The sequence below is a fragment of the Streptomyces sp. NPDC051322 genome (genome assembly GCF_040689485.1).
Classification (GTDB): domain Bacteria; phylum Actinomycetota; class Actinomycetes; order Streptomycetales; family Streptomycetaceae; genus Streptomyces.
Genome location: NZ_JBFBAK010000016.1, coordinates 75,426 through 96,080 on the forward strand (window position 1 = coordinate 75,426; position 20,655 = coordinate 96,080).

The window sequence follows — 20,655 nt, forward strand, 5'->3', positions numbered from 1 at the left end:
ACACAGCGCGTGGGCCTACGGTACGGACATTCCGCTCGGTTCTGCACGCGGCGGCGGCGCGGGCAGCGGCTCCGCAGCGAGTACGGCAGACGCCTCCGCCGGCAGCCCCCGGAGCAGCAGCCAGTACCCCAGCCCGGCCATCGCGCCCAGCGCTGCGCACGTCCCCCACAGCCACTCCGCGCCGAGGTGGTCGATGACCAGGCCGGACATCAGCGGCGCGATCAGCGCGGCCGCCGACCAGGACATCGTGTACATGCCCTGATAGCGGCCCCGGCCGTGTACGGGGGAGAGGCGGACCACCAGGCCCGTCTGGGTCGGTGCGTTCACGATCTCGGCGATGGTCCAGACGCAGACCGTCATCGCGTACAGCCCGATCGACCCGGCGAAAGCGGTCAGACCGAATCCGTAACCCGCCAGCACCGAGGAGATGATCAGTAGCCGGCGCGGGTCGCGGTGTTCGATGAAGCGGGTGACCGGGATCTGCAGGGCGACGATCAGTACGCCGTTGACGGCGACCGCCATGCCGTAGTCGGCGCTGCTGAAACCGTCCTCGCCCATGGCCACCGGGAGCCCGACGGAGGCCTGCTGGAAGATCAGCGCGACCACGAAGGACAGCCCGACGATGCTCATGAACCGGCCGTCGCGCAGCACCGTGCCCAGCCGGACGGCGGCGTCCCCCGTGTTTTCCACCGCGGTGCGGACCGGGCGGGACTCGGGCAGCTTCAGGAACACCACGACCGCGCAGGCCAGCGTCAGCGAGGCCTCGCCGAGGAAGCCCGCGAGATAGCTGTACTGGGCGATGAATCCGGCCCCGGCCGAGGAGACCGCGAACCCCAGGTTGATCGCCCAGTAGTTGAGGGAGAAGGCCCGGACCCGGTCCTCCGGCCGCACGATGTCGGCCATCATCGCCTGCACCGCCGGGCGCGAGGCGTTCGACGTCATGCCCACCAGAAAGGCCACCGCGGCGATCGACACCGGGTCCCGCATGAAGCCGAGCAGCGCCACCGAGAACGCCGTCGACGTCTGCGCGACGAGCAGCGTCGGCCGCCGCCCGAGCCGGTCCGCCATCACCCCGGCCACCAGCGACGAGACCACCCCGCCGAGGCCGTACAGCGAGGCCACCAGACCCGCGTAGGAGGCCGAATAGCCGCGGTCGAGGGTCAGATACAGCGCCATGAAGGTGGCGACGAACGCGCCGAGCCGGTTGATCAGGGTGCTGGTCCAGAGCCACCAGAACTCCCGGGGCAGCCCCGAAACGCTCTCTTGTGCGGCGCGCCGGAGACGGGCGACGGGCAACGGAATCCCCCAGGGATGCGGCACGGATGTGTAAGCGTCGCTCACGACTCTGGGAGATTACATAGCGACCACCGCCGTCGCCACTCAATTGACGCCGGCTGTCAATCCACGGGCCGTCCGCTGCTGGCTCACGTCGTAAAACGGCGTGGATTAGGCTCAGGGGTATGGCCGACGCACCGTACAAGCTGATCCTCCTCCGCCACGGCGAGAGCGAATGGAACGCAACAAACCAGTTCACCGGTTGGGTGGACGTCAACCTGACGGCGAAGGGCGAGAAGGAGGCGGTCCGTGGCGGTGAGCTGCTCAAGGACGCCGGCCTGCTCCCCGACGTCGTCCACACCTCGCTCCAGAAGCGCGCCATCCGCACCGCCCAGCTGTCGCTCGAGGCCGCGGACCGCCACTGGATCCCGGTGCACCGCTCCTGGCGCCTGAACGAGCGGCACTACGGCGCCCTCCAGGGCAAGGACAAGGCCCAGACGCTTGCCGAATTCGGCGAGGAGCAGTTCATGCTGTGGCGCCGCTCCTACGACACTCCGCCGCCCGCCCTCGAGGACGGCGCGCAGTACTCGCAGAGCGACGACCCGCGCTACGCGACGATCCCGCCGGAGCTGCGCCCGCAGACCGAGTGCCTCAAGGACGTCGTCGTCCGGATGATGCCGTACTGGTACGACAGCATCATCCCCGACCTGCTCACCGGCCGCACCGTCCTGGTCGCCGCCCACGGCAACTCGCTGCGCGCCCTGGTCAAGCACCTCGACGGCATCTCGGACGCCGACATCGCCGGCCTGAACATCCCGACCGGCATCCCCCTCCAGTACGACCTGGACGCCGACTTCCGCCCGGTCAACCCGGGCGGCACCTACCTCGACCCGGACGCGGCAGCGGCGGCCATCGAGGCGGTCAAGAACCAGGGCAAGAAGAAGTAAGTTGCGTGATCATGCCCCCGACCTGCGCGTACGGCGCGGATCGGGGGCGTTTTCGCGACCTGGGCCCTCTGCGGGCCCTCGGGCCCGACCACGGCAGCGTCATAGCCTGCACTGCGTATTGCCCTAGCGTGATATTATGCACGTGTAATACGCAGGCGGGGGGGAGCGTGAATGCCGTTCAAGATCATCGTTGTCGAGCCGGCAAAGAGCTGGTTACACAGCTTGCGCGACAATGACAGGGACACCCTCCTCCAGGTCACTGCTGCTATCAACGTCCTGCAGCAGGAGGGCCCAGCTCTCGGCCGCCCTTTGGTCGACCGCATCACTGGATCGAATATCTCGAATCTGAAGGAACTACGGACGGGCTCGTCCGGAGCCAGCGAGGTGAGAGTTCTGTTCGTGTTCGATCCCCGGGCGCAACGCGGTGATCCTCGTGGGCGGCGACAAGGCGAGGAACTGGTCCGGGTGGTACAAGGCAGCGATCAAGGAAGCGGAAGACGCCTACAGGGCGTATACGGAAGACCAGGAACGAGGAGTCATGAGCGCCACCAAGCCGGAGACAGTCAACTCCGCCAACTGGGAGGACCTCAAGGACGAGTTCGGCTTCTCGACCGAAGAAGCCAAGGAAGTCCAGCAACGCACCACCGCACTGCTCTCGGAGGTGCGTGCGCATCGACTGGCCGACGTACGCAAGCGCCAGCAGATGACACAGACGGCAGTGGCCAAGGCTCTTGGTATTACTCAGGGACGCATCTCGGCCATAGAGAAGGGCGCCATCAATCGGTCTGAAGTCGAGACGCTAGCCGCATACGTTGCGGCACTGGGCGGACAGCTCAAGCTGGTGGCTGACTTCGGCGACGAATCCCTGGTTCTGGGCTGAAGCAGAGTCCGAACCGGGCACCCGCGCGCACCGCGGGTCCGGTTGGCTGCCCTCGGATCTACGAGTAGCCCGCCGTGCCCCTCCGCGTGCACGATCGGAGGGCAAGCGTCGGGGGACTCCCGGGGAACAGTAGAGCATGAGCTGGGGCTTCAGGCCCCGATGTGCCGGCTCTTGGCTGGGACACCGAGTCTCCGCCGACATCAAGGCCCAGACGCTTGCCGAACCCGGACGCGGCAGCGGCGGCCATCGAGGCGGTCAAGAACCAGGGCAAGAAGAAGTAAGCCCCACCCATCAGGCCCTCTACCCGCGAGTTTTCGCGGCTAGGGGGCCTGACGCCGTCCCTGCGCCCGAGCGGGCACCGAGGGCTGATCCGGCCAGGCGAACGCGTACCGGGGGTCGCCCCCGCGGCTCAGCCTGACGAAGCGCAGCAGTTCGCGGACGATGCCCGCGTTGCCCATCGCCCAGCCGGTGCGCGGTTCGAGGTCGCTCGGGGTGGCCCGGTGCTCGACGTTGGACCAGCGGGCGCCGTCGCTGTCCCGGATCGCGCGGGCGACGAGGTCCGCGACGAGCACGCGGGCGAAATCGGGCGGGTCGTGCTGCTCGGCGATCCGGTCGAGGGCCAGGGCGAGGACGCCCGCGGTGCCGCAGCAGCGGCCGTTGTTGTCCCAGAAGCCGGGGCGCAGCCGCTGGGGCAGGCCGGAGCCGATGACCGTGTGCCAGCAGCGGTCGGCGAGGGCGGCCCAGACGGGGTCGGCCGTACTGTCCCGCAGCAGCCGGAAGACCTGGGCGTCGCCGGCCGGGCCGTGGCACCAGCCGTAACTGATCGGCTCGACCACATCGGGCCGGTAATGCGGGGTTGAGTGCTGAACCAGGAAGCCCTCCGGCCCCGCTTCGTCGCGCGCCACGACGTCGGCGGCACCGGCCAGTGCCAGCTCGGCCAGGTCCGTACGGCCGGTGGCTTCGCCGACCCGGGCGAGCGCCAGGACGATGCCGAGTGTGCCGTGCGAGATGTGGTGCAGACGGGATGCGATGCCCGGGCGGTGCGCCCAGTGGACGCCCGCCGGGGTCTGCTCCGCCGTCCGCAGATACGGCTCCATGGCGAGCACGGCCAGTTCCGCGTCGCCGGCCAGCAGCGCACCGAGGCCGATCCCCGCGTTGCCGCCCATCAACTCGTACAGCTCGCCCCACCGGTCCCCGTCGAAGCGCGACCGTACCCGTTCCAGCGCGTGGTCGGCGGCGGCGCCGGCGAGCTTGTCGCCGAGTTCTTCGTGGAGGGTCCGCAGGACGAGTGCCATTCCGGTGCGGCCGAAGTAGAGGGAGTCGTCGTCGACGCCGTCGACGGAGTCCGCGAGGCTGCGGGCCGCGCGCAGAGCGGCGTCGGCGTAGGACTCGTCGCCGAAGTGCCGCCACGCCTCCAGGAGTACGGGGACGTTCCCGGCCGTACCGCTGTAGAGCATCGGGTTGAGGTCGTCGTCCGAGGGGCTGGTCGTCCAGGCGAGGCCGCCTCGGGAGGTTTCCCGCGCCGCCTCGGTCAACCACCGCAGCCCGTCGATCGCGAGCCCCTCGACCTCGTCGATATCCACGACCGTGGCTCCTGGCGCCGTCATGGGCCCACTCTCGCATGATCTTCCGGGCCTATCCGGAGAGGCAGTGCAGTTCAGTGCATGGTGGAACGGAGCCAGCGGGCGAGCTCGGCGAAATCGTCGTCATCAGGGCCAAAGGTCTGTTTCAGTCGCCGTCATGGCCAGGATCATCGCGCGCTGCTTTCCGCCGCGCCGCATTTCACATGTGGATCGAAGTCACGGTGCAGGTGTCTGCCGGCGTCCCGGGGAGGGCATCGGGTGTTGCATCGCGAGGTCCTGTCGGGCTGCTACGTGCAGAGTGTTGAGAGCCTCAATGACGAGGCGGCCCAACTCGCGGTGCTGCCCGCTTGCGTCGGCCTCGGCGCGGCGTGCCAGTCTCAGAAGGTCCCAGGTTCGTTGATTGACCGCTCTTGCGGCATCGGCGGCGGCGTCGTCGCACAGCAGAATGAGGCCTTCGAAGAGCACCGAGCGCCTGGCTTCCGCCGCCTGCATCTCAGCGATCGATTCGGCGTTGTCGTCGCCGTGCTCGCGAGCCTCCATGGCCTGCCGGGCCGCCCGGACCACCTCCTTCACGCACGACATGTACTCGATGTAGGCATCGAGTTTGCGCTCGTCCCAGCGCGTGGCGAGCGTCTGCCGGAACCTTGCTCGCTCGGCCCAGTTCGTAGCGACGAAGGACGTGAGGGCCCCCAAGAGAACACCGATTAGTGTGATGATCTGGCTCGTCATGTTGGCCAAGTTAGCTTTTGTGGGCACCTGTTGGGGCCACGGGGTTCAGGCCCGGCTGCAGCCTTCCCATGCGGGTGAAGTCGGGCGGCGGTCCGGCGTACCGCCGCGCATGGCCGCCCCGGCGGCGGGTAGCAACCCTCCGTACGGGGACGTCGCGGAAGTGGCCGAAGAGCAAGGGGTGTCGGAAGTGATTCGAAAGCTGCAGGCGGTCGCGCTGGACTGCGCCGATCCGGTAGGGCTCGCGGAGTTCTACGCGGAGTTGCTCGGCGGCCGGGTGGTCGCGGATTCGGAGGATCCCGGCTGGGTCGAGGTGCAGGGGTTCGAGGGGACGCCGCTGGCCTGCCAGCGGGTGGACGGCTACCGGCCGCCCGAATGGCCCGGGCAGCAGCACCCGCAGCAGCTCCACCTGGACTTCGACGTGGACGACCTCGAGGGGGAGGAGAAGCGGGCGCTCGCCCTCGGTGCGACCGTGCTGGAGCGGACGGACCAGCTTCGCCCGGAGGCCAACTGGCGAGTCTACGCGGACCCGGCCGGCCATCCCTTCTGCCTCTGCTTCCACTGAGGCTGAGTGACGTCGAGAGGTCAGACGCGGAGCAGTTCGGCCGAGACCGTCCAGAGGCGCTTGGCGGTGGCGGGATCGAGCGCCCATTCCTTGACACCGTGCGGGTGCCGCGCGAGTTCGGCGTCGTTCGGCACGGTGTAAGCCTCTTGCGAATCGTCGAGATAGTGGCCCCCGGAGTGGGCGAACTCCGGGGCGACGGCCGCGACGATGCTGGTGGCGGCCCCCTGCTCGACCGTTTTGTACGTGAAGACTCCGGCGGCCTCGGCCGCAGCGAGCGACTCCTTCTGTTGCGTTGTGAAGTTCCGCTGCAGTCCCGTCGCGACACCGCCGGGGTTCACCGCATTGGCAATAACGCCTTCGGATGCCCAGAGGCGGGTCGCCTCGACGGCGAAGAGCGAGTTCGCCGTCTTCGACTGGGCGTAGGCGATCTGCGGGTCGTAGCTGCGGCGCTCGAAGTGGAGGTCGTCGAAGTCGATGCCGGAACGCATGTGCGCCGTCGAACTGACCGAGACGATACGTGCTCCGTCGCGGTCGGCCGCTCCCAGGGCCAGGGCGTCGTGGAGGCCGGTGGCCAGGGCGAAGTGGCCGAGATGGTTGGTCGCGAATTGCAGCTCCCAGCCCTCACGCGTTCGTTCGAGGCCACCGGTGACCACGCCCGCGTTGTTGATCAGGAGGTGAAGCGGGCCGTCCCACGCGTCGACAAACCGCGTGACGGTGGTCCTGTCGGCGAGGTCGAGCCGGACGACTCGGGGCCGAATCCCTCCGGTCGACATCTCGATCGTCTCAGCGGCGGCGTCGCCCGCAGTCGTGTTCCGGACAGCGAGCGTCACCTCTGCCCCGGCGGCGGCCAACGCACGAGCCGTCTCACTCCCGATGCCGGAGGAACCTCCGGTCACGATCGCGCGGACGCCGGTGAGATCGACACCCCGCAGCACCTCGTCCGCGGTGCTGGAGGCGGTGAAGGGCGTGGAGACGGTTTCGCGAGTAGCCATGGCGGGGACTATACGCATGAGACTTGATTTGTATAGTGGGGTTATCGCTCGTATGCTCGTTTTTCATGAGCAGTCCCGATGCCGGCCCCCCACTGTTGGCAGTCGCTGATGGTGACCGTCGGACCATGGTTCTGAACTCCGCCATGGTCACGTTCGCGCGATTCGGTTACCGGAAGACCTCGATGGAGGAAGTGGCGCGGGCGGCACACATCTCCCGGCCCGGTCTCTACTTTCTCTTCTCATCCAAGGAGGCTCTGTTCCGTGCCGCGGTCACCCAGGCCCTGGAGCGCGACATCGCAGCGGTCGAACACGTCCTGGCCGACACCGGCCGGCCCCTTCCGGAGCGCCTGGTCGAAGCGTTCGACCAGTGGGCGGGCCGCTACGTCGGCCCGCTGGCACGCGATGTAGCGGTGGTGATCGAGGACAACCCCGACCTCCTCGGAGAGATCGTCAGGACCGCGCCGCGACGTTTCGAGGAACTGATCACAGACGCGATCGCCATCGAGTCAGGACGGGAGGCGGCTCACCCGGTCGCGCAGACGGTGATCAGCGCGTCGATCGGCCTCAAGCACCAGGCCGCATCACGGGAGTTCTACCTCGACCGGCTGAAGGTCGCTATCGGTCTCCTGGTGCGCTGAAGACGCCTTCATCGCCCTTCCCGCCCGCGATCGAAAGCGCGCGGCTACGCCGGAAGTGGGCCTGAGGTGGCCCGCAGGCAGCCGGAGGTGCGGGAAATCGATCGCCCGCGGGCCCATGCGGGGCGGAGGATGGGGCCATGCCCTATTCCGGACCGCCCCTTCCCCCCGTGCTCGTACCCGCGCCGATCCGCGCTCTGGCCGGGGAGCAGCCGCTGCTGCCGGTTTGGCAGAACGAGTTGGGGGGCTTGACCTTTCGGGTGGGGGAAGCGGACGGGGGGTGGTTCGCCAAGTGGGCGCCGCTGGGCTCGGGGTTGGATCTGGTGGCCGAGGCGGAGCGGTTGCGCTGGGCCGGGCGGTTCACCGTGGTGCCTCGGGTGCGGGAATGCGGGGCCGGTGCGGAGGGAAGCTGGCTGGTCACCCAGGGGCTTCCGGGCGAGAGCGCCGTCAGCCCCCGGTGGCTGGCGGATCCGGCGGCAGCCGTCCGGGCCCTGGGCGTGGGGCTGCGGGCGCTGCACGAGCAGTTGCCGGTGGCGGACTGCCCGTTCAACTGGTCTGTCAAGCATCGGCTGGAACGCGCCCGGCAGGCGGGTATCGAGGTGCCGGCGGAACTGGCCGAGCAGCAGCCGCCGATCGACCGGCTCGTCGTGTGTCACGGTGATCCGTGCGCGCCGAACACGTTGCTGTACGAGGACGGGTCCTGGGCCGGTCACGTCGACCTGGGGGCCCTCGGTGTGGCCGATCGGTGGGCCGACCTGGCCGTTGCGGCCAGGAACACCGGGATGAACTACGGTCCGGGCTGGGAGGACGCCCTCGTTGAGGCATACGGCGTCGCTCCCGACCCGGACCGGTCGGACTTCTACTGGCGTCTCTGGAGCGCGACATGACGGTGCCGCACAGGTGAGCCGCCGCTCAGGGACAGTTGCCCCTTCAGTGACAGCCCTCCGAGTGACAGCCCCTCAGTGACAGCCGCCGCACTGGCACGGCGCCCCGGACTGGCAGCCGCAGCCGCAGCTCGGGCCGCAGCCGCAGGCGCCGAGTACGCGCAGATGGTGGACTTCGACGGGGGCCGGCTGCTGGGGTTCGGCGACGGGGGAGTCTGCCATGGGAATCCTCCTGTTAGGCATACGAGCTGTTAGGCATAGGAGCCGATGGGCATCCAAGTGCGTGCTGCCTGTGCTCATCCCATACCCGGGCCGGTGGGGCGCATCAACGGCGCACGCGTGCAAGCGCGCCGTTCACGCCCCCTCGACCGGGGCCGGGGCGGCCTGGATCTCGTCCGCGTGTTCGCCCGTCACCAGGTACACCACCCGCTTGGCCACCGAGACCGCGTGGTCGGCGAACCGCTCGTAGTAGCGGCCGAGCAGGGTGACGTCGACGGCCGTCTCGATGCCGTGCTTCCAGCGGTCGTCCATCAGGTGCTGGAAGAGCGCGCGGTGCAGCAGGTCCATCTCGTCGTCGTCGTTCTCCAGCTGGAGGGCCAGGTCGACGTCCTTGGTGATGATGACCTCGGCGGCCTTGGCCATCAGCCGTTGCGCCAGCTGCCCCATCTCCAGGATGGTCGCATGCAGGTCGTGCGGCACCGCCCGGTTCGGGTAGCGCAGCCTGGTCAGCTTGCCGACGTGCTGGGCCAGGTCACCGGAGCGCTCCAGGTCGGCGCTCATCCGCAGCGAGGTGACCACGATCCGCAGGTCGGTGGCGACCGGCTGCTGGCGGGCCAGCAGGGCGATGGCCCGGGCCTCCAGTTCGTGCTGGAGCTCGTCGACCTTCTCATCGGCGGCGATCACGCTCTCCGCGAGCTTCAGATCGGAGTCGAGGATCGCGGTCGTCGCCCGGCCGATCGCCGACCCGACGAGCCGGGCCATCTCGACCAGACCTTCGCCGATCGAGTCCAGTTCCTCGTGGTACGCGTCCCGCATTGCAGTCCCTCTCTCGTACAGCCTTGAGGTCTCCGACCCCCGCGTCCCCACGGTGCGGCCGCCACGCGTCCGTTTCCGTCATCTGAAGTGAACCGGCCCTATCCCCTCGGTGAACTCTGGGCGACGAACGTTCGAGCGGGCACCCGTATGGCTGGGGGAGTGTCGGTCGGCCCGCATAACCTTGAGGCATGGACGTGAACGCGGCGGTCGCCGCAGCAAGCGCGATCGCCGGGTTGTGCACCGGTGTCATCGCGATGCTGGCGTTCCGCTGGAGCGAGCGCGACCAGGCACGCCCCACCCGCGGCTCGCTGCACACCGACGACGTCCTGCCGCCCGGAGTCGACACCGTCCTCTCCGTGCTGCGCTCGTCGGCGGTGGTGCTGGACGAGAGCGACTCGGTGGTCAAGGCCAGCTCGGCGGCGTACGCGCTGGGCCTGGTCAGGGGCGGGAAGCTGGCCGTGACGCCCATGCTGCACATGGCCCGCGACACCCGCCGGGACGGTGAGATCCGCCAGGTCGAACTGGATCTGCCCCGCCGGGGCACCGGCCGCGGCGAGGCGCTGGCGGTCTCCGCCCGGGTCGCGCCGCTCGGCTCCCGTCTTGTGCTGCTGCTCGTCGAGGACCTCACCGAGGCCCGCCGTATCGAAGCCGTACGACGCGACTTCGTCGCCAACGTCAGCCATGAGCTCAAGACCCCGGTCGGCGCGCTCTCGCTGCTCTCCGAAGCCGTCATGGGGGCCAACGACGACCCCGAGGCGGTGACCAGGTTCGCCGGCCGGATGCAGATCGAGGCGACCAGACTCACCAATCTGGTCCAGGAGCTGATAGATCTTTCCCGGGTCCAGAACGACGACCCGCTGGAGGACGCCGAGCCGGTCCGGGTCGACGTCCTGGCCGCCGAGGCTGTCGACCGCTGCCGCCACCAGGCCGGCGCCAAACAGATCAGCATGACCGTGGGCGGCGCGGCCGACCTGTCCGTCTGGGGCAACCGCGGCCAGCTCGCGGCCGCGCTGGGCAATCTCGTCGAGAACGCCGTCAACTACTCACAGGACCGCACCCGGGTCGGTATCGTCGCGCAGCGGGTCGCCGCACCCGGCGGTGACTTCATCGAGATAGCCGTCACCGACCAGGGGCTCGGCATCTCCGAGAAGGACCGCGAGCGGATCTTCGAACGTTTCTACCGGGTCGACCCGGCCCGTTCCCGGGCCACCGGCGGCACCGGACTGGGCCTCGCCATCGTCAAACACGTGGCCGCCTCGCACGGCGGGGATGTCACCGTGTGGAGCTCCGAGGGACAGGGCTCCACCTTCACCCTGCGGCTGCCGGAGGCCGGTGCCGGGAGCAAACGCCGCGATCACCGCAGCCGTGCGGACGAGGAGCCGGACGCCGTCGACGTGGACGACGACCAGCCGCACCAGACCTTCCTTACTTCTGACCCCATTCCTGCCCCGGAGGTCCTTCCGTGACCCGAGTGCTCGTCGTCGAGGATGAGGAATCCTTCAGCGACGCCCTGTCCTACATGCTGCGCAAAGAAGGATTCGAGGTCGCGATCGCGGCCACGGGCCCCGAGGGGCTCGACGAATTCGAGCGCAACGGCGCCGACCTGGTGCTGCTCGACCTGATGCTGCCGGGCCTGCCCGGCACGGAGGTCTGCCGCCAGCTGCGCGGCCGCTCCAACGTCCCGGTGATCATGGTGACCGCCAAGGACAGCGAGATCGACAAGGTGGTCGGCCTCGAGATAGGGGCCGACGACTACGTCACCAAGCCGTTCTCCTCGCGGGAACTGGTCGCCCGGATCCGCGCGGTGCTGCGCCGCCGGGGCGAGCCCGAAGAGGTCTCCCAAGGCGCGCTGGAGGCCGGTCCGGTCCGGATGGACGTGGACCGCCATGTGGTCACGGTCTCCGGCGGGAAGATCGATCTGCCGCTGAAGGAGTTCGACCTGCTGGAGATGCTGCTCAGGAACGCCGGTCGGGTGCTGACCCGGATGCAGCTGATCGACCGGGTCTGGGGCGCGGACTACGTCGGCGACACCAAGACCCTCGACGTCCATGTGAAGCGGCTGCGCGCCAAGGTGGAGCCGGATCCGGGGGCGCCCCGTTATCTGGTGACGGTGCGCGGCCTCGGCTACAAGTTCGAGCCGTAAGCCGCACCGGCCGCACGCGCCGTACGGCTTACGGAACGGCTTACGGAACGGCGTACGGGAACGGCGTACGGAACGAAACGTGCCCCCGCCGGGCCGCTGAGGCCTGGCGGGGGCACCGCGCTGCGCGGAAGCGGGGATCAGCTCTGCGTACCGGCCGTCGTGCCGGCCGTCGTGCCCGCTGTCGTGCCGGACGTGGACTCCGCACCCCGGCCCGCGGAGCCGGGCGGGGTGCTCGAGCCGGACGGCGTGGCGGAACCCGACGGCTTACCCGAACCCGACGGGCTGGTCGACGGCGTGGGCTTGGCCGTCGGGGGGAGAGAGCTCGGGCCGAAGCTGCTGAAGTAGCTGGTCGCCGGGACGATGTAGGCGAGCAGCGAGACCTTGCCGGTCTGGCTGAAGTGGAAGACCACCTGCTGGGCGTTGCCGTTCGTCACGGTGCGGCTGTCGGCGACGACGGCGGAGGGGTTGTTCTTGCCGCCGAGCAGAACCGAGCCGTTCGCCGGCACGGTGATGGGCCCGGAGCCGCCCTTCTTCGGGGAGAGCTTCACCGTCGCTCCCGTGCCGGGCAGCTCGATCGAGTCCAGCGTCTGGCTCTTGGTGCCGTTGTTGAAGATCCTCGTGGTGATCACGGCGGGGCCCTTGGCGTCGGCCTTCGGCTGGGTGATCACCGTCGCGTTCTGCACCTGGAGGTTGCCCACCGAGGTGGCCGCGTTGTCCGGCTTCACCTCGAGCGTCTGAGCGTCGTTGCCTGCGCCACAGGCGGACAGGGCGGCAATCGAGACCACGATGGCAGAAGCGGCGATGGCACCGCGTCGAAGGCTGCGGCTCATGGCTGCGGCAACTCCTAAGACGTATGGACAGCAGAGATCGGGCGCGCTCAGGTTACCGAGCCGTCTTCCGGGGGCCGCACCCGACCCGCCCCGGGCGGCGCTCGGGTCTCGGCGAGGTGCTCGATCGCACTGCGTCGTACGCCGTTCACATATCGGCGGTGATCAATTCTCCGGCCCGCCGCCTATTCCTTCCGGAAAAAGCTCATCAGGTCCCTTGCGGCTCCCTTGCGAGCCGTGGTGATCAATTTCGGATTGCGTCCGTACGAGTGATCGATGATCGAACTACAGCCCTGAAGTTCACCGTTTCGAATGCGGCAAATCGGGACGTTCAACCCCCGAAGAAGGGCTCCGGATCCGTGTAACGTACGTGTTTCTCTTCGCCCGCAGAGCCGCTCCGACCTGCGAATACCGCCTCCGGGAAGGCGTCCGCAGCACGTTCCTGTTGCTGTTGTCAAGCCCCGAGATATGCTCTGACCTGCGAAAACGCCATTCAGAAGAAGCCGTATCCGTGTTACCCTGGATAGCCACGGAAGGGGTACCTGTCACATGACGTTCAAGGTTGGCGACACCGTGGTCTATCCCCATCACGGGGCCGCGCTGATCGAGGCTATCGAAACTCGCCAGATCAAAGGCGTGGACAAGACCTACTTGGTGCTCAAGGTCGCCCAGGGCGACTTGACTGTTCGTGTGCCGGCGGACAATGCGGAGTTCGTAGGCGTGCGCGACGTGGTTGGTCAGGAAGGGCTGGACCGGGTCTTCGAGGTGCTTCGCGCACCGTATGCCGAAGAGCCCACCAACTGGTCCCGCCGATACAAGGCAAATCTCGAGAAGCTCGCCTCCGGCGATGTCATCAAGGTCGCGGAAGTGGTGCGTGACCTGTGGCGCCGGGAGCGTGAGCGCGGACTTTCCGCAGGTGAGAAGCGCATGCTCGCCAAGGCCCGCCAGATCCTGGTGAGCGAGCTCGCTCTTGCGGAGAACACCAACGAGGACAAGGCCGAGGCTCTGCTCGACGAGGTTCTCGCGTCCTGAAGGCTCCCGCCCGAAGGCTGCTTTCCGCCACTGAAGCATGACGTCGGAGTAAGTGCTCCGCCGTGAAGCACTGCCGCGGCGCCCGATGACTACATGGAATACTTCCCATGTGTCGCCGGGCGCCGCGGCATGTGGCGTCCGGCACGCTGCTCCCACCATGGCGCTATGCGCACCACGCGGTACTCGGTGTGCCGGGCCCGGGATCCGACGAGACCAGTCGTCACGGAAGGGGCCGGTCAAGGCGTCGCGCCCGGCACTCCCCCAACCAGCGGCCGGGGGTACCCCCAGGCCATACCCACGTCGGCTGAGGACACAAACCCTGAACGCGCAACCGATGTCAGACGCCCCGCTGCCCCGTCCCGACCTGCCCTCCGACCCGTCCGGTCCCGATCGCGGCACCGCCGCGGTGGTGCCCGCCGCAGGACGCGGTGTCCGGCTGGGCCCCGGAACGCCCAAGGCGCTCCGCGTCCTCAACGGGACACCCATGTTGATCCACGCGGTCAACGCCATGGCCGGATCCCGTTCCGTGTCACTGGTCGTCGTGGTGGCCCCGGCGGACGACGTGGCCCGGGTCACCTCCCTCATCAACGAGTACGCACCCCCCGCCGGTACGGACGTCGTCGTCGTCCCCGGCGGTGACACCCGCCAGGAATCCGTACGGCGCGGCATCGAGGTGCTGCCCGACACGATCAGCACCGTGCTGGTGCATGACGCCGCCCGGCCGCTGGTCCCCGTCGAGACCGTCGACGCGGTGATCGAGGCGGTGCGCGGCGGCTCCCCCGCCGTGGTGCCCGCCGTGCCGCTCGCCGACACCGTCAAGCAGGTCGAACCACAGCCCGAAGGCTGCCCCGAACCGGTCGTCGCCACCCCCGAGCGCGCCAGGCTGCGCGCTGTACAGACCCCGCAGGGGTTCGACCGGGCGCTGCTGGCGCGCGCACACGCCACGGTGACCGGCGATGTCACCGACGACGCGAGCATGGTGGAGCAGCTCGGCGTACGGGTCGTGGTCGTCCCCGGACACGAAGAGGCGTTCAAAGTGACCCGGCCGCTCGACCTGGTGCTGGCCGAGGCAGTTCTCGCCCGCAGGAGGGCCAACCATGGATTCTGAGACGCCCGGACCCGTGCTGCCGCTCGTCGGCATCGGCACCGACATCCACGCCTTCGAGGAGGGCCGGGAGTTGTGGTGCGCCGGCCTGCGCTGGGAGGGCGAAGGCCCCGGGCTCGCCGGGCACTCCGACGCGGACGTGGTCGCGCACGCCGCCTGCAACGCACTGTTCTCCGCCGCGGGGCTCGGCGACCTCGGCGCCCACTTCGGCACCGGCCGCCCGGAATGGTCCGGCGCCGCCGGTCTCACCCTGCTCGCCGAGGCGGCCCGGATCGTCCGCGCCGACGGCTTCGCCATCGGCAACGTGGCCGTCCAGGTGATCGGCCTCCGCCCGAAGATCGGCAAGCGCAGGGCCGAGGCGCAGCGGGTGCTGTCCGAAGCGGTCGGCGCGCCCGTCTCGGTCTCCGCGGCCACCAGCGACGGGCTCGGCTTCACCGGCAGGGGCGAAGGACTCGCCGCCGTCGCGACGGCCCTGGTGGTGCGGTCGGAGCGGTAGCCGGCGGACGGATCGGGCGCCGTACGGGGGTTGGTGCCCTGGGAACGGTCAGAACCGCCGCTGACGGGGTACTCATTCCATTCGCACACCACCGCCTCACCCGCCCCTCCGGAGGACAACCCGTGTCAGCCGCACTCAGCGACAAGCTCAAGGAACTGCTCGACAGCCCGGTCTTCGTGAATATCGCCACCATCCAGCCGGACGGCACCCCCCAGGTCTCACCTGTCTGGGTGAAGCGGGACGGCGACGATGTGCTGATCTCCACCACCGTGGGCCGCCGCAAGGAGAAGAACCTGCGCCGCGACCCCGGGTGACGGTGCTGCTGCAGCCCTTCGACGACCCCTACACCTATGCCGAGATCCGCGGCACCGCGGCGCTCAGCACCGAGGGCGGCCAGGAGCTGATCGACGAGCTGTCGCTCAAGTACTCCGGGAAGAAGTACGCGGAGTTCAACCCGGACGCCGCCAACGACAGCGCCCGGGTGGTCGTCCGGATCAGTCCGCGCAAGGTCGTCGGCAGGCTCTGAGCGGCTTCCGGTCGGTTCCGGTCGGCTTCTGCAGCACTGTTGGGTCACACTTCGGTGCCCCGTGGGCCAAAGGGTCACGGGGCACTGGTATGGGACCACTACCCTGGTGGGGTGACTATTCGTCTGTACGACACCAGCGCCCGGCAGATCCGTGACTTCGTCCCGCTCGCCGCGGGCTGCGTCTCGATCTACCTCTGCGGCGCCACGGTGCAGGCGGCCCCGCACATCGGGCACATCAGGTCCGGACTGAACTTCGACATCATGCGCCGCTGGTTCGCCTACCGCGGCTACGACGTCACGTTCGTCAGGAACGTCACCGACATCGACGACAAGATCATCAAGAAGTCCGCGGAGCAGAACCGCCCCTGGTGGTCGATCGCGTACGAGAACGAGCGCGCCTTCAACACCGGCTACGACGTACTCGGCTGCCTCCCGGCCGGCTACGAGCCGCGCGCCACCGGTCACGTCCCCGAGATGATCGAGATGATGCGCGGCCTCATCGAGCGCGGCCACGCGTACGAGGCCGAGGGCAACGTCTACTTCGACGTGCGGTCGTACGACGGGTATCTGCAGCTCTCCAACCAGGACTTGGACGATCTGCGCCAGCCGTCCGGAGAGGGCGAGACCGGCAAACGCGACCCGCGCGATTTCGCCATGTGGAAGGCGGTCAAGCCCGGTGAGCCCTCCTGGGAGACCCCGTGGGGACGAGGCCGGCCCGGCTGGCACCTGGAGTGCTCCGCGATGGCCCACAAGTATCTGGGCCGCGCCTTCGACATCCACGGCGGCGGGATCGACCTGATCTTCCCGCACCACGAGAACGAGATCGCCCAGTCCAAGGCGTTCGGCGACGACTTCGCGACGTACTGGCTGCACAACGCCTGGGTCACCCTCAGCGGCGAGAAGATGTCCAAGTCGCTGGGCAATTCGGTGCTGGTCAGCGAAATGGTCAAGAAGTGGCGCCCGATCGTGCTGCGCTACTACCTGGGGACCCCGCACTACCGGTCGATGATCGAGTACAGCGACGACGCGCTGCGCGAGGCCGATTCGGCCTTCGCGCGGATCGAGGGCTTCGTCCAGCGCGTCATCGAGAAGGCCGGCGGGGTGGTCGAACCGTCCGCCGAGGTGCCGCTCGCCTTCGCCGAGGCGATGGACGACGACATGGGCGTCCCGCAGGCACTCGCGATCGTCCACACCACGGTCCGCCAGGGCAACTCCGCACTGGCCGCCGACGACAAGGAAGCGGCCGTCGCCCGGCTCGCGGAGGTCCGGGCCATGCTCGGCGTCCTCGGCCTCGACCCGCTCGACGAACAGTGGGCCACCGGCGAGGGCGACCGCGGCGAAGACCTGCACGGTGCCGTCGACACCCTCGTCCGTCTCGTCCTCGAACAGCGCGAGGCGGCCAGGTCCCGGAAGGACTGGGCGACGGCGGACGCCATCCGTGACCAGCTCCAGCAGTCCGGCCTGGTCATCGAGGACAGCCCGAGCGGTCCCCGCTGGACACTCGGCCCGCGGTGAGCAGTCCGCTGCCGTTCGCGGCACACTTTCCTATACGTAGTACGTACTGAGCAGCAACGAAACAGGTAGGTCATGGCCGGGAACAGCCAGCGCAGGAACCGCCGTACGTCCAACAAGAAGGGCGCACAGGTCGGCAGCGGGGGCCAGCGACGCCGCGGCCTCGAGGGAAAGGGGCCGACGCCGCCCGCGTCCGCACGCAAGGGCCACAAGAAGAACCGGGTCGCGGGTGCCCAGGCGCGACAGGCCGCGGCTCGCCGCCCGGCCCCCCGGCGCGGTGGCGCCAAGGGCACGTCCGAGATGGTCGTCGGCCGCAACCCGGTCTACGAGGCGCTGCGCGACGGCGTACCGGCGGTCACCCTGTACGTGCAGCAGTACATCGACAACGACGAGCGGGTGCGCGAGGCGCTCCAGCTGGCCGGTCAGCGCGGCAACATCAATCTGATGGAGGCCCCGCGGCCGGAGCTCGACCGGATGACGAACGGCCTGAACCACCAGGGCCTCGTCCTCCAGGTCCCGCCCTACGAGTACGCGCACCCCGAGGACCTCACCGACGCGGCCTACGACGCCAACGAGGACCCGCTGATCGTCGCCCTCGACGGAGTGACCGACCCCCGGAACCTCGGGGCGATCGTCCGCTCGGTGTCCGCGTTCGGTGGTCACGGCGTGGTCGTGCCGGAGCGCCGCGCGGCCGGGATGACGGCCGGCGCCTGGAAGTCCTCGGCGGGCACCGCCGCCCGCACCCCGGTCTCCCGGGTCACCAACCTGACCCGGGCGCTGGAGGGCTACCAGAAGGCCGGCATCACGGTCGTCGGCCTTGCGGCGGACGGCGAGCACGAGGTGCAGGACCTGGAGGCGCTGGGCGGCCCGGTCGTCATCGTCATCGGCAGCGAGGGCAAGGGTCTGGGCCGACTGGTCGGCGAGACCTGCGACTACCGGGTCCGGGTCCCGATGCCGGGCGGCGCGGAGTCACTCAACGCCGGTGTCGCAGCCGGCATCGTCCTGTACGAGGCGGCCCGCCGCCGCGCCTGACCCACTGGATTCTCACTTCCTCCGGCTGTGGCCGGGGGAAGTGAGAACCGGCGCCGACGAACCGCGCGTCACGCCCGGGCGCGCACCCGGGCGAGGACCCGGCCCACCCGCCGCCGCACCCCGCGCAGCAACGTCACCCGCGCCCCGTCGAGGACGACCGGCTCCGCCCCGTCCCTCGCGCTGGACAGAGCGACGGGCAGCACGGTGTCCCGCTGCCGGCCGCAGCTGGTGATCCGCACCCGCAGGCCCCAGATGCCCGCGTTCCGCCCGGAGTTGAGAGCGTCGGGGGCGAGCCGTGCCACCGCCGTGTGGACGACGCGGAACTCCCCGGGGCCTCCCGGCGCGGCCACCCGCTCGGTGCTCGAGGTGACGGGCAGGAAGAACTCCTCGCCGCCGCTGCCATGCCCGCCGCTGCCGTGACCACCGCCGGTGCGCCGCCTCGCCGGCACATCCATCCGCGCCGACGCCACCACCCGGATGACGTCCAGCACCTCCGGCGTCAGCCCCGGCACCGGCACGGACAGCGCGTCGGTACCGTCCGCTGTGTGGGCGAAGGCCAAACGGAGATTCCTGTCTACGGCTCGTTCATGAGGCGGCCGTGATCCGTTGCTGTAGCGCGGGTGAGGCCCTGATTGAAGAGTGCTTGAACGGACGGTAATGCCGTGGTCGCCTCTTGGTCTGCTGTCGGTCCGCCGGCGGTCGGCTTTCGCTGGGCTGAGCGGGCCGTGCGGGCCCTCGCGACCGTGTCGGACGGGGCCCGTTGACGGGTCGCGGACAGATCCGACACGTCAAGGCAGTGTCCTAAGCGAGCGTCACTCGGTTAGATGAGCGTGGACACCAGAACACCCGGGTTCGACGAGCTGCCTGCCCTGAGCATGGTCAAGGTGCCGTGCGATCCCGCCCAGGTCGTCGTCAACCACGCCAGCTTCCGGGTGCAGCTCGCACCGAACTCGATGCCGCGGCCCGCCGGTTCGGCCAGAGGGGGCCGGGCCGGGACCCCCGCGGCAGCGCGACGCCGGGCACCCGTCGTGTGGAGCGGGAAGTCCGCGCCGGACGACACCGGCGCCATCAGACTGCTGCAGGCCGTGCGGAACTCCGGTGTGCAGGAGGTCGGTTACGGCTCCGGCCAGGACGCCGGCGCCACCCAGGTCATCCCGCGCATCAGCGTCGACGACGCGGCAGAGCCACCCTTCCCCAGCAGGCCCGCCACCACGCTGCTGCCCCGCATGCGCGAGGCCATCGGCGCGTACGACGGGCAACCGCCGCGCCTCGGTGACGAGTTCGACGACGACCAGTACGACGATCAGTACCCCGACCAGCGGCGCGACGACGACCAGTACGACGACGAGCAGTACGAGGACGACGACTTCTACCCGGGGCAGCGGTCGTCCGCCGACGCGGTCCGCCACGCCTACTACCCGGGCCGACGGATGAACCTGGGCGTGGTGCTCCTGCCGCTCCGGGTGTTCCTCGGCTTCATCTCCGTCTACGCCGGCATGGGCAAACTCTGCGACCCCGTCTATTTCGACGGCGGCGAACGCGGCTCGATGGTGAAGTGGCTGCACTCACTGCACCCTTGGGCGCTCGCCGAGCCATTGCGTGACTTCGCGCTGTCACACCCGGTGGGCGCCGGTCTCACCATCGCCTTCCTCCAGGTCGTCGTCGGTGTGCTCACCGTTCTCGGACTCTGGCAGCGGGTCGCCGCGGCCTTCGGCGCGATGCTGTCCATCGCGCTGCTGGTCACCGTCAGCTGGCGGGCCGTACCGGTGTACGACACCCCTGACATCATCTTCCTCGCCGCCTGGTCACCGCTGATCATCGCGGGCGCCCCGGTCTACTCGGTGGACGGCCGCCTCGCGGGCGAGGCCTGGCGCCGGCTCGGCCCGCGTTCAGCACTGCGGGATCTGCGCAGGCGGGTGCTGCGGCGCGGGGCCGTCGTCGCCTCCGTGGTGGTCGGCCTGACGCTGCTGATCGGCTCGCTGCTCGGCGGCGCCGTCCGCTCCGCGGAGGTGGTGACCGTACCGGGGCCGAACACCGATCCCACCAATCGGCTGCCCGGACAGCCGCTGCCGCAGGAGACCGGTTCGTCGGGCAGCCCCTCGCAGCGCGCCCACCGGGACCAGTCGTCGCCCTCCGCGCACACGTCGGCGCGGCCGCCCGGCGCCCCGACCACGCCCGGCACGGTCCGCGAGACCGCGACCGTGGGCATCGGCGGCGGGCAGCCGAGCCAGACCCAGGGCACTGGGCAGCAGCCCCCCCAGCAGCGTCAGCCGGCTCCGCCGCCACCGGCGGCGAGCAGTTCCGGCCCGTCGTCCTCGGGCGGCTCCACCGGAGGCGGCAGCACCGGAGGAAGCGGCTCGACCGGCGGGGGCAGCAGCACCGGCGGCGGCTCGACCGGTGGCGGCGCCAACCGCAACCCGATCGGCGGCCTGCTCGGCTGACGGCCGGCACCGGACACAC

21 protein-coding genes and 2 pseudogenes are annotated in these 20,655 nt (G+C 69.6%); 15 read left to right on the forward strand and 8 right to left on the reverse strand.

Going from position 1 to position 20,655, the window contains the following annotated elements; translation table 11 throughout:
* Positions 1–15: 15 nt before the first annotated feature.
* Positions 16–1,296, reverse strand: coding sequence for an MFS transporter (locus tag AB0436_RS28475; protein WP_366470852.1), 1,281 nt, complete (start codon positions 1,294–1,296; stop codon positions 16–18).
* Positions 1,297–1,460: 164 nt separating this feature from the next.
* Here AB0436_RS28475 and AB0436_RS28480 point away from each other — a divergent pair, with 164 nt between their 5' ends.
* From AB0436_RS28480 to AB0436_RS28490, 3 genes and pseudogenes are all read left to right on the forward strand, one after another.
* Positions 1,461–2,222, forward strand: coding sequence for a phosphoglyceromutase (locus tag AB0436_RS28480; protein ID WP_365858483.1), 762 nt, complete (start codon positions 1,461–1,463; stop codon positions 2,220–2,222).
* Positions 2,223–2,393: 171 nt separating this feature from the next.
* A pseudogene (locus AB0436_RS28485) lies at positions 2,394–2,579 on the forward strand (addiction module toxin RelE); the annotation flags it as partial.
* Between the two features lie 181 nt (positions 2,580–2,760).
* The gene (locus AB0436_RS28490; RefSeq protein ID WP_366470818.1) at positions 2,761–3,102 is read left to right on the forward strand and encodes an XRE family transcriptional regulator; all 342 of its coding nucleotides are present in this window, start codon (positions 2,761–2,763) and stop codon (positions 3,100–3,102) included.
* Positions 3,103–3,422: 320 nt separating this feature from the next.
* On the opposite strand, the gene AB0436_RS28495 is transcribed toward AB0436_RS28490, so the two are convergent.
* Together AB0436_RS28495 and AB0436_RS28500 are read right to left on the reverse strand one after the other, a co-directional pair.
* Positions 3,423–4,709, reverse strand: coding sequence for a lanthionine synthetase LanC family protein (locus AB0436_RS28495; RefSeq protein WP_366470819.1), 1,287 nt, complete (start codon positions 4,707–4,709; stop codon positions 3,423–3,425).
* A gap of 192 nt (positions 4,710–4,901) precedes the next feature.
* Positions 4,902–5,414, reverse strand: coding sequence for a hypothetical protein (locus AB0436_RS28500; protein WP_366470820.1), 513 nt, complete (start codon positions 5,412–5,414; stop codon positions 4,902–4,904).
* A gap of 187 nt (positions 5,415–5,601) precedes the next feature.
* Between AB0436_RS28500 and AB0436_RS28505 the strand changes: the two genes are divergently transcribed.
* The gene (locus AB0436_RS28505) at positions 5,602–5,976 is read left to right on the forward strand and encodes a VOC family protein (protein WP_366470821.1); all 375 of its coding nucleotides are present in this window, start codon (positions 5,602–5,604) and stop codon (positions 5,974–5,976) included.
* Positions 5,977–5,996: 20 nt separating this feature from the next.
* Here AB0436_RS28505 and AB0436_RS28510 read toward each other — a convergent pair whose 3' ends face one another.
* Complete coding sequence (locus AB0436_RS28510; protein WP_366470822.1) at positions 5,997–6,968, reverse strand: SDR family NAD(P)-dependent oxidoreductase; 972 nt, start codon at positions 6,966–6,968, stop codon at positions 5,997–5,999.
* Positions 6,969–7,093: 125 nt separating this feature from the next.
* On the opposite strand from AB0436_RS28510, the gene AB0436_RS28515 reads away from it, so the two are divergent.
* Together AB0436_RS28515 and AB0436_RS28520 are read left to right on the forward strand one after the other, a co-directional pair.
* Positions 7,094–7,606, forward strand: a complete 513-nt coding sequence (locus AB0436_RS28515; protein ID WP_366470823.1) for a TetR/AcrR family transcriptional regulator — start codon at positions 7,094–7,096, stop codon at positions 7,604–7,606.
* A gap of 137 nt (positions 7,607–7,743) precedes the next feature.
* Positions 7,744–8,490: an aminoglycoside 3'-phosphotransferase gene (locus AB0436_RS28520; protein WP_366470824.1), complete on the forward strand. Its 747-nt coding sequence runs from the start codon at positions 7,744–7,746 to the stop codon at positions 8,488–8,490.
* Positions 8,491–8,562: 72 nt separating this feature from the next.
* Here the strand turns inward: AB0436_RS28520 and AB0436_RS28525 are convergent, their stop codons facing one another.
* Complete coding sequence (locus AB0436_RS28525; protein WP_366470825.1) at positions 8,563–8,709, reverse strand: hypothetical protein; 147 nt, start codon at positions 8,707–8,709, stop codon at positions 8,563–8,565.
* A 132-nt stretch (positions 8,710–8,841) separates the two neighbouring features.
* Positions 8,842–9,522, reverse strand: a complete 681-nt coding sequence (gene phoU / locus AB0436_RS28530; RefSeq protein WP_366470826.1) for a phosphate signaling complex protein PhoU — start codon at positions 9,520–9,522, stop codon at positions 8,842–8,844.
* Between the two features lie 188 nt (positions 9,523–9,710).
* Between phoU and AB0436_RS28535 the strand changes: the two genes are divergently transcribed.
* Both AB0436_RS28535 and AB0436_RS28540 read left to right on the forward strand, forming a co-directional pair.
* Positions 9,711–10,988, forward strand: coding sequence for an ATP-binding protein (locus AB0436_RS28535; RefSeq protein WP_366470827.1), 1,278 nt, complete (start codon positions 9,711–9,713; stop codon positions 10,986–10,988).
* Positions 10,985–11,665 (forward strand): response regulator transcription factor, encoded by a 681-nt coding sequence (locus tag AB0436_RS28540; RefSeq protein WP_366470828.1) that lies wholly within the window; start codon positions 10,985–10,987, stop codon positions 11,663–11,665. Before AB0436_RS28535 ends, AB0436_RS28540 begins: the two co-directional genes overlap by 4 nt.
* A gap of 137 nt (positions 11,666–11,802) precedes the next feature.
* On the opposite strand, the gene AB0436_RS28545 is transcribed toward AB0436_RS28540, so the two are convergent.
* Positions 11,803–12,495 carry a DUF461 domain-containing protein gene (locus AB0436_RS28545; protein ID WP_366470829.1) on the reverse strand — a complete coding sequence of 231 codons (693 nt, stop codon included), beginning with the start codon at positions 12,493–12,495 and terminating at the stop codon, positions 11,803–11,805.
* 546 nt (positions 12,496–13,041) lie between these two features.
* Here AB0436_RS28545 and AB0436_RS28550 point away from each other — a divergent pair.
* The 6 genes and pseudogenes from AB0436_RS28550 to rlmB all read left to right on the forward strand — a co-directional run bounded on the left by AB0436_RS28550 (position 13,042) and on the right by rlmB (position 18,195).
* A complete protein-coding gene (locus AB0436_RS28550; RefSeq protein WP_006380568.1) occupies positions 13,042–13,524 on the forward strand; it encodes a CarD family transcriptional regulator in 483 nt (160 codons plus the stop codon).
* A gap of 334 nt (positions 13,525–13,858) precedes the next feature.
* On the forward strand, positions 13,859–14,632 hold the full coding sequence (gene ispD / locus AB0436_RS28555) for a 2-C-methyl-D-erythritol 4-phosphate cytidylyltransferase (protein ID WP_366470830.1): 774 nt from the start codon (positions 13,859–13,861) through the stop codon (positions 14,630–14,632).
* Positions 14,622–15,125 carry a 2-C-methyl-D-erythritol 2,4-cyclodiphosphate synthase gene (gene ispF / locus AB0436_RS28560; protein WP_366470831.1) on the forward strand — a complete coding sequence of 168 codons (504 nt, stop codon included), beginning with the start codon at positions 14,622–14,624 and terminating at the stop codon, positions 15,123–15,125. Before ispD ends, ispF begins: the two co-directional genes overlap by 11 nt.
* Positions 15,126–15,247: 122 nt before the next feature.
* A pseudogene (locus AB0436_RS28565) lies at positions 15,248–15,651 on the forward strand (PPOX class F420-dependent oxidoreductase).
* Between the two features lie 111 nt (positions 15,652–15,762).
* Positions 15,763–17,166: a cysteine--tRNA ligase gene (gene cysS, locus AB0436_RS28570; protein WP_366470832.1), complete on the forward strand. Its 1,404-nt coding sequence runs from the start codon at positions 15,763–15,765 to the stop codon at positions 17,164–17,166.
* A 72-nt stretch (positions 17,167–17,238) separates the two neighbouring features.
* Positions 17,239–18,195, forward strand: a complete 957-nt coding sequence (gene rlmB / locus AB0436_RS28575) for a 23S rRNA (guanosine(2251)-2'-O)-methyltransferase RlmB (RefSeq protein ID WP_365856897.1) — start codon at positions 17,239–17,241, stop codon at positions 18,193–18,195.
* 68 nt (positions 18,196–18,263) lie between these two features.
* Here rlmB and AB0436_RS28580 read toward each other — a convergent pair whose 3' ends face one another.
* Positions 18,264–18,755 carry a hypothetical protein gene (locus AB0436_RS28580; RefSeq protein ID WP_366470833.1) on the reverse strand — a complete coding sequence of 164 codons (492 nt, stop codon included), beginning with the start codon at positions 18,753–18,755 and terminating at the stop codon, positions 18,264–18,266.
* 264 nt (positions 18,756–19,019) lie between these two features.
* On the opposite strand from AB0436_RS28580, the gene AB0436_RS28585 reads away from it, so the two are divergent.
* Complete coding sequence (locus tag AB0436_RS28585) at positions 19,020–20,636, forward strand: DoxX family membrane protein (RefSeq protein WP_366470834.1); 1,617 nt, start codon at positions 19,020–19,022, stop codon at positions 20,634–20,636.
* The last annotated feature ends 19 nt before the right edge of the window (positions 20,637–20,655 follow it).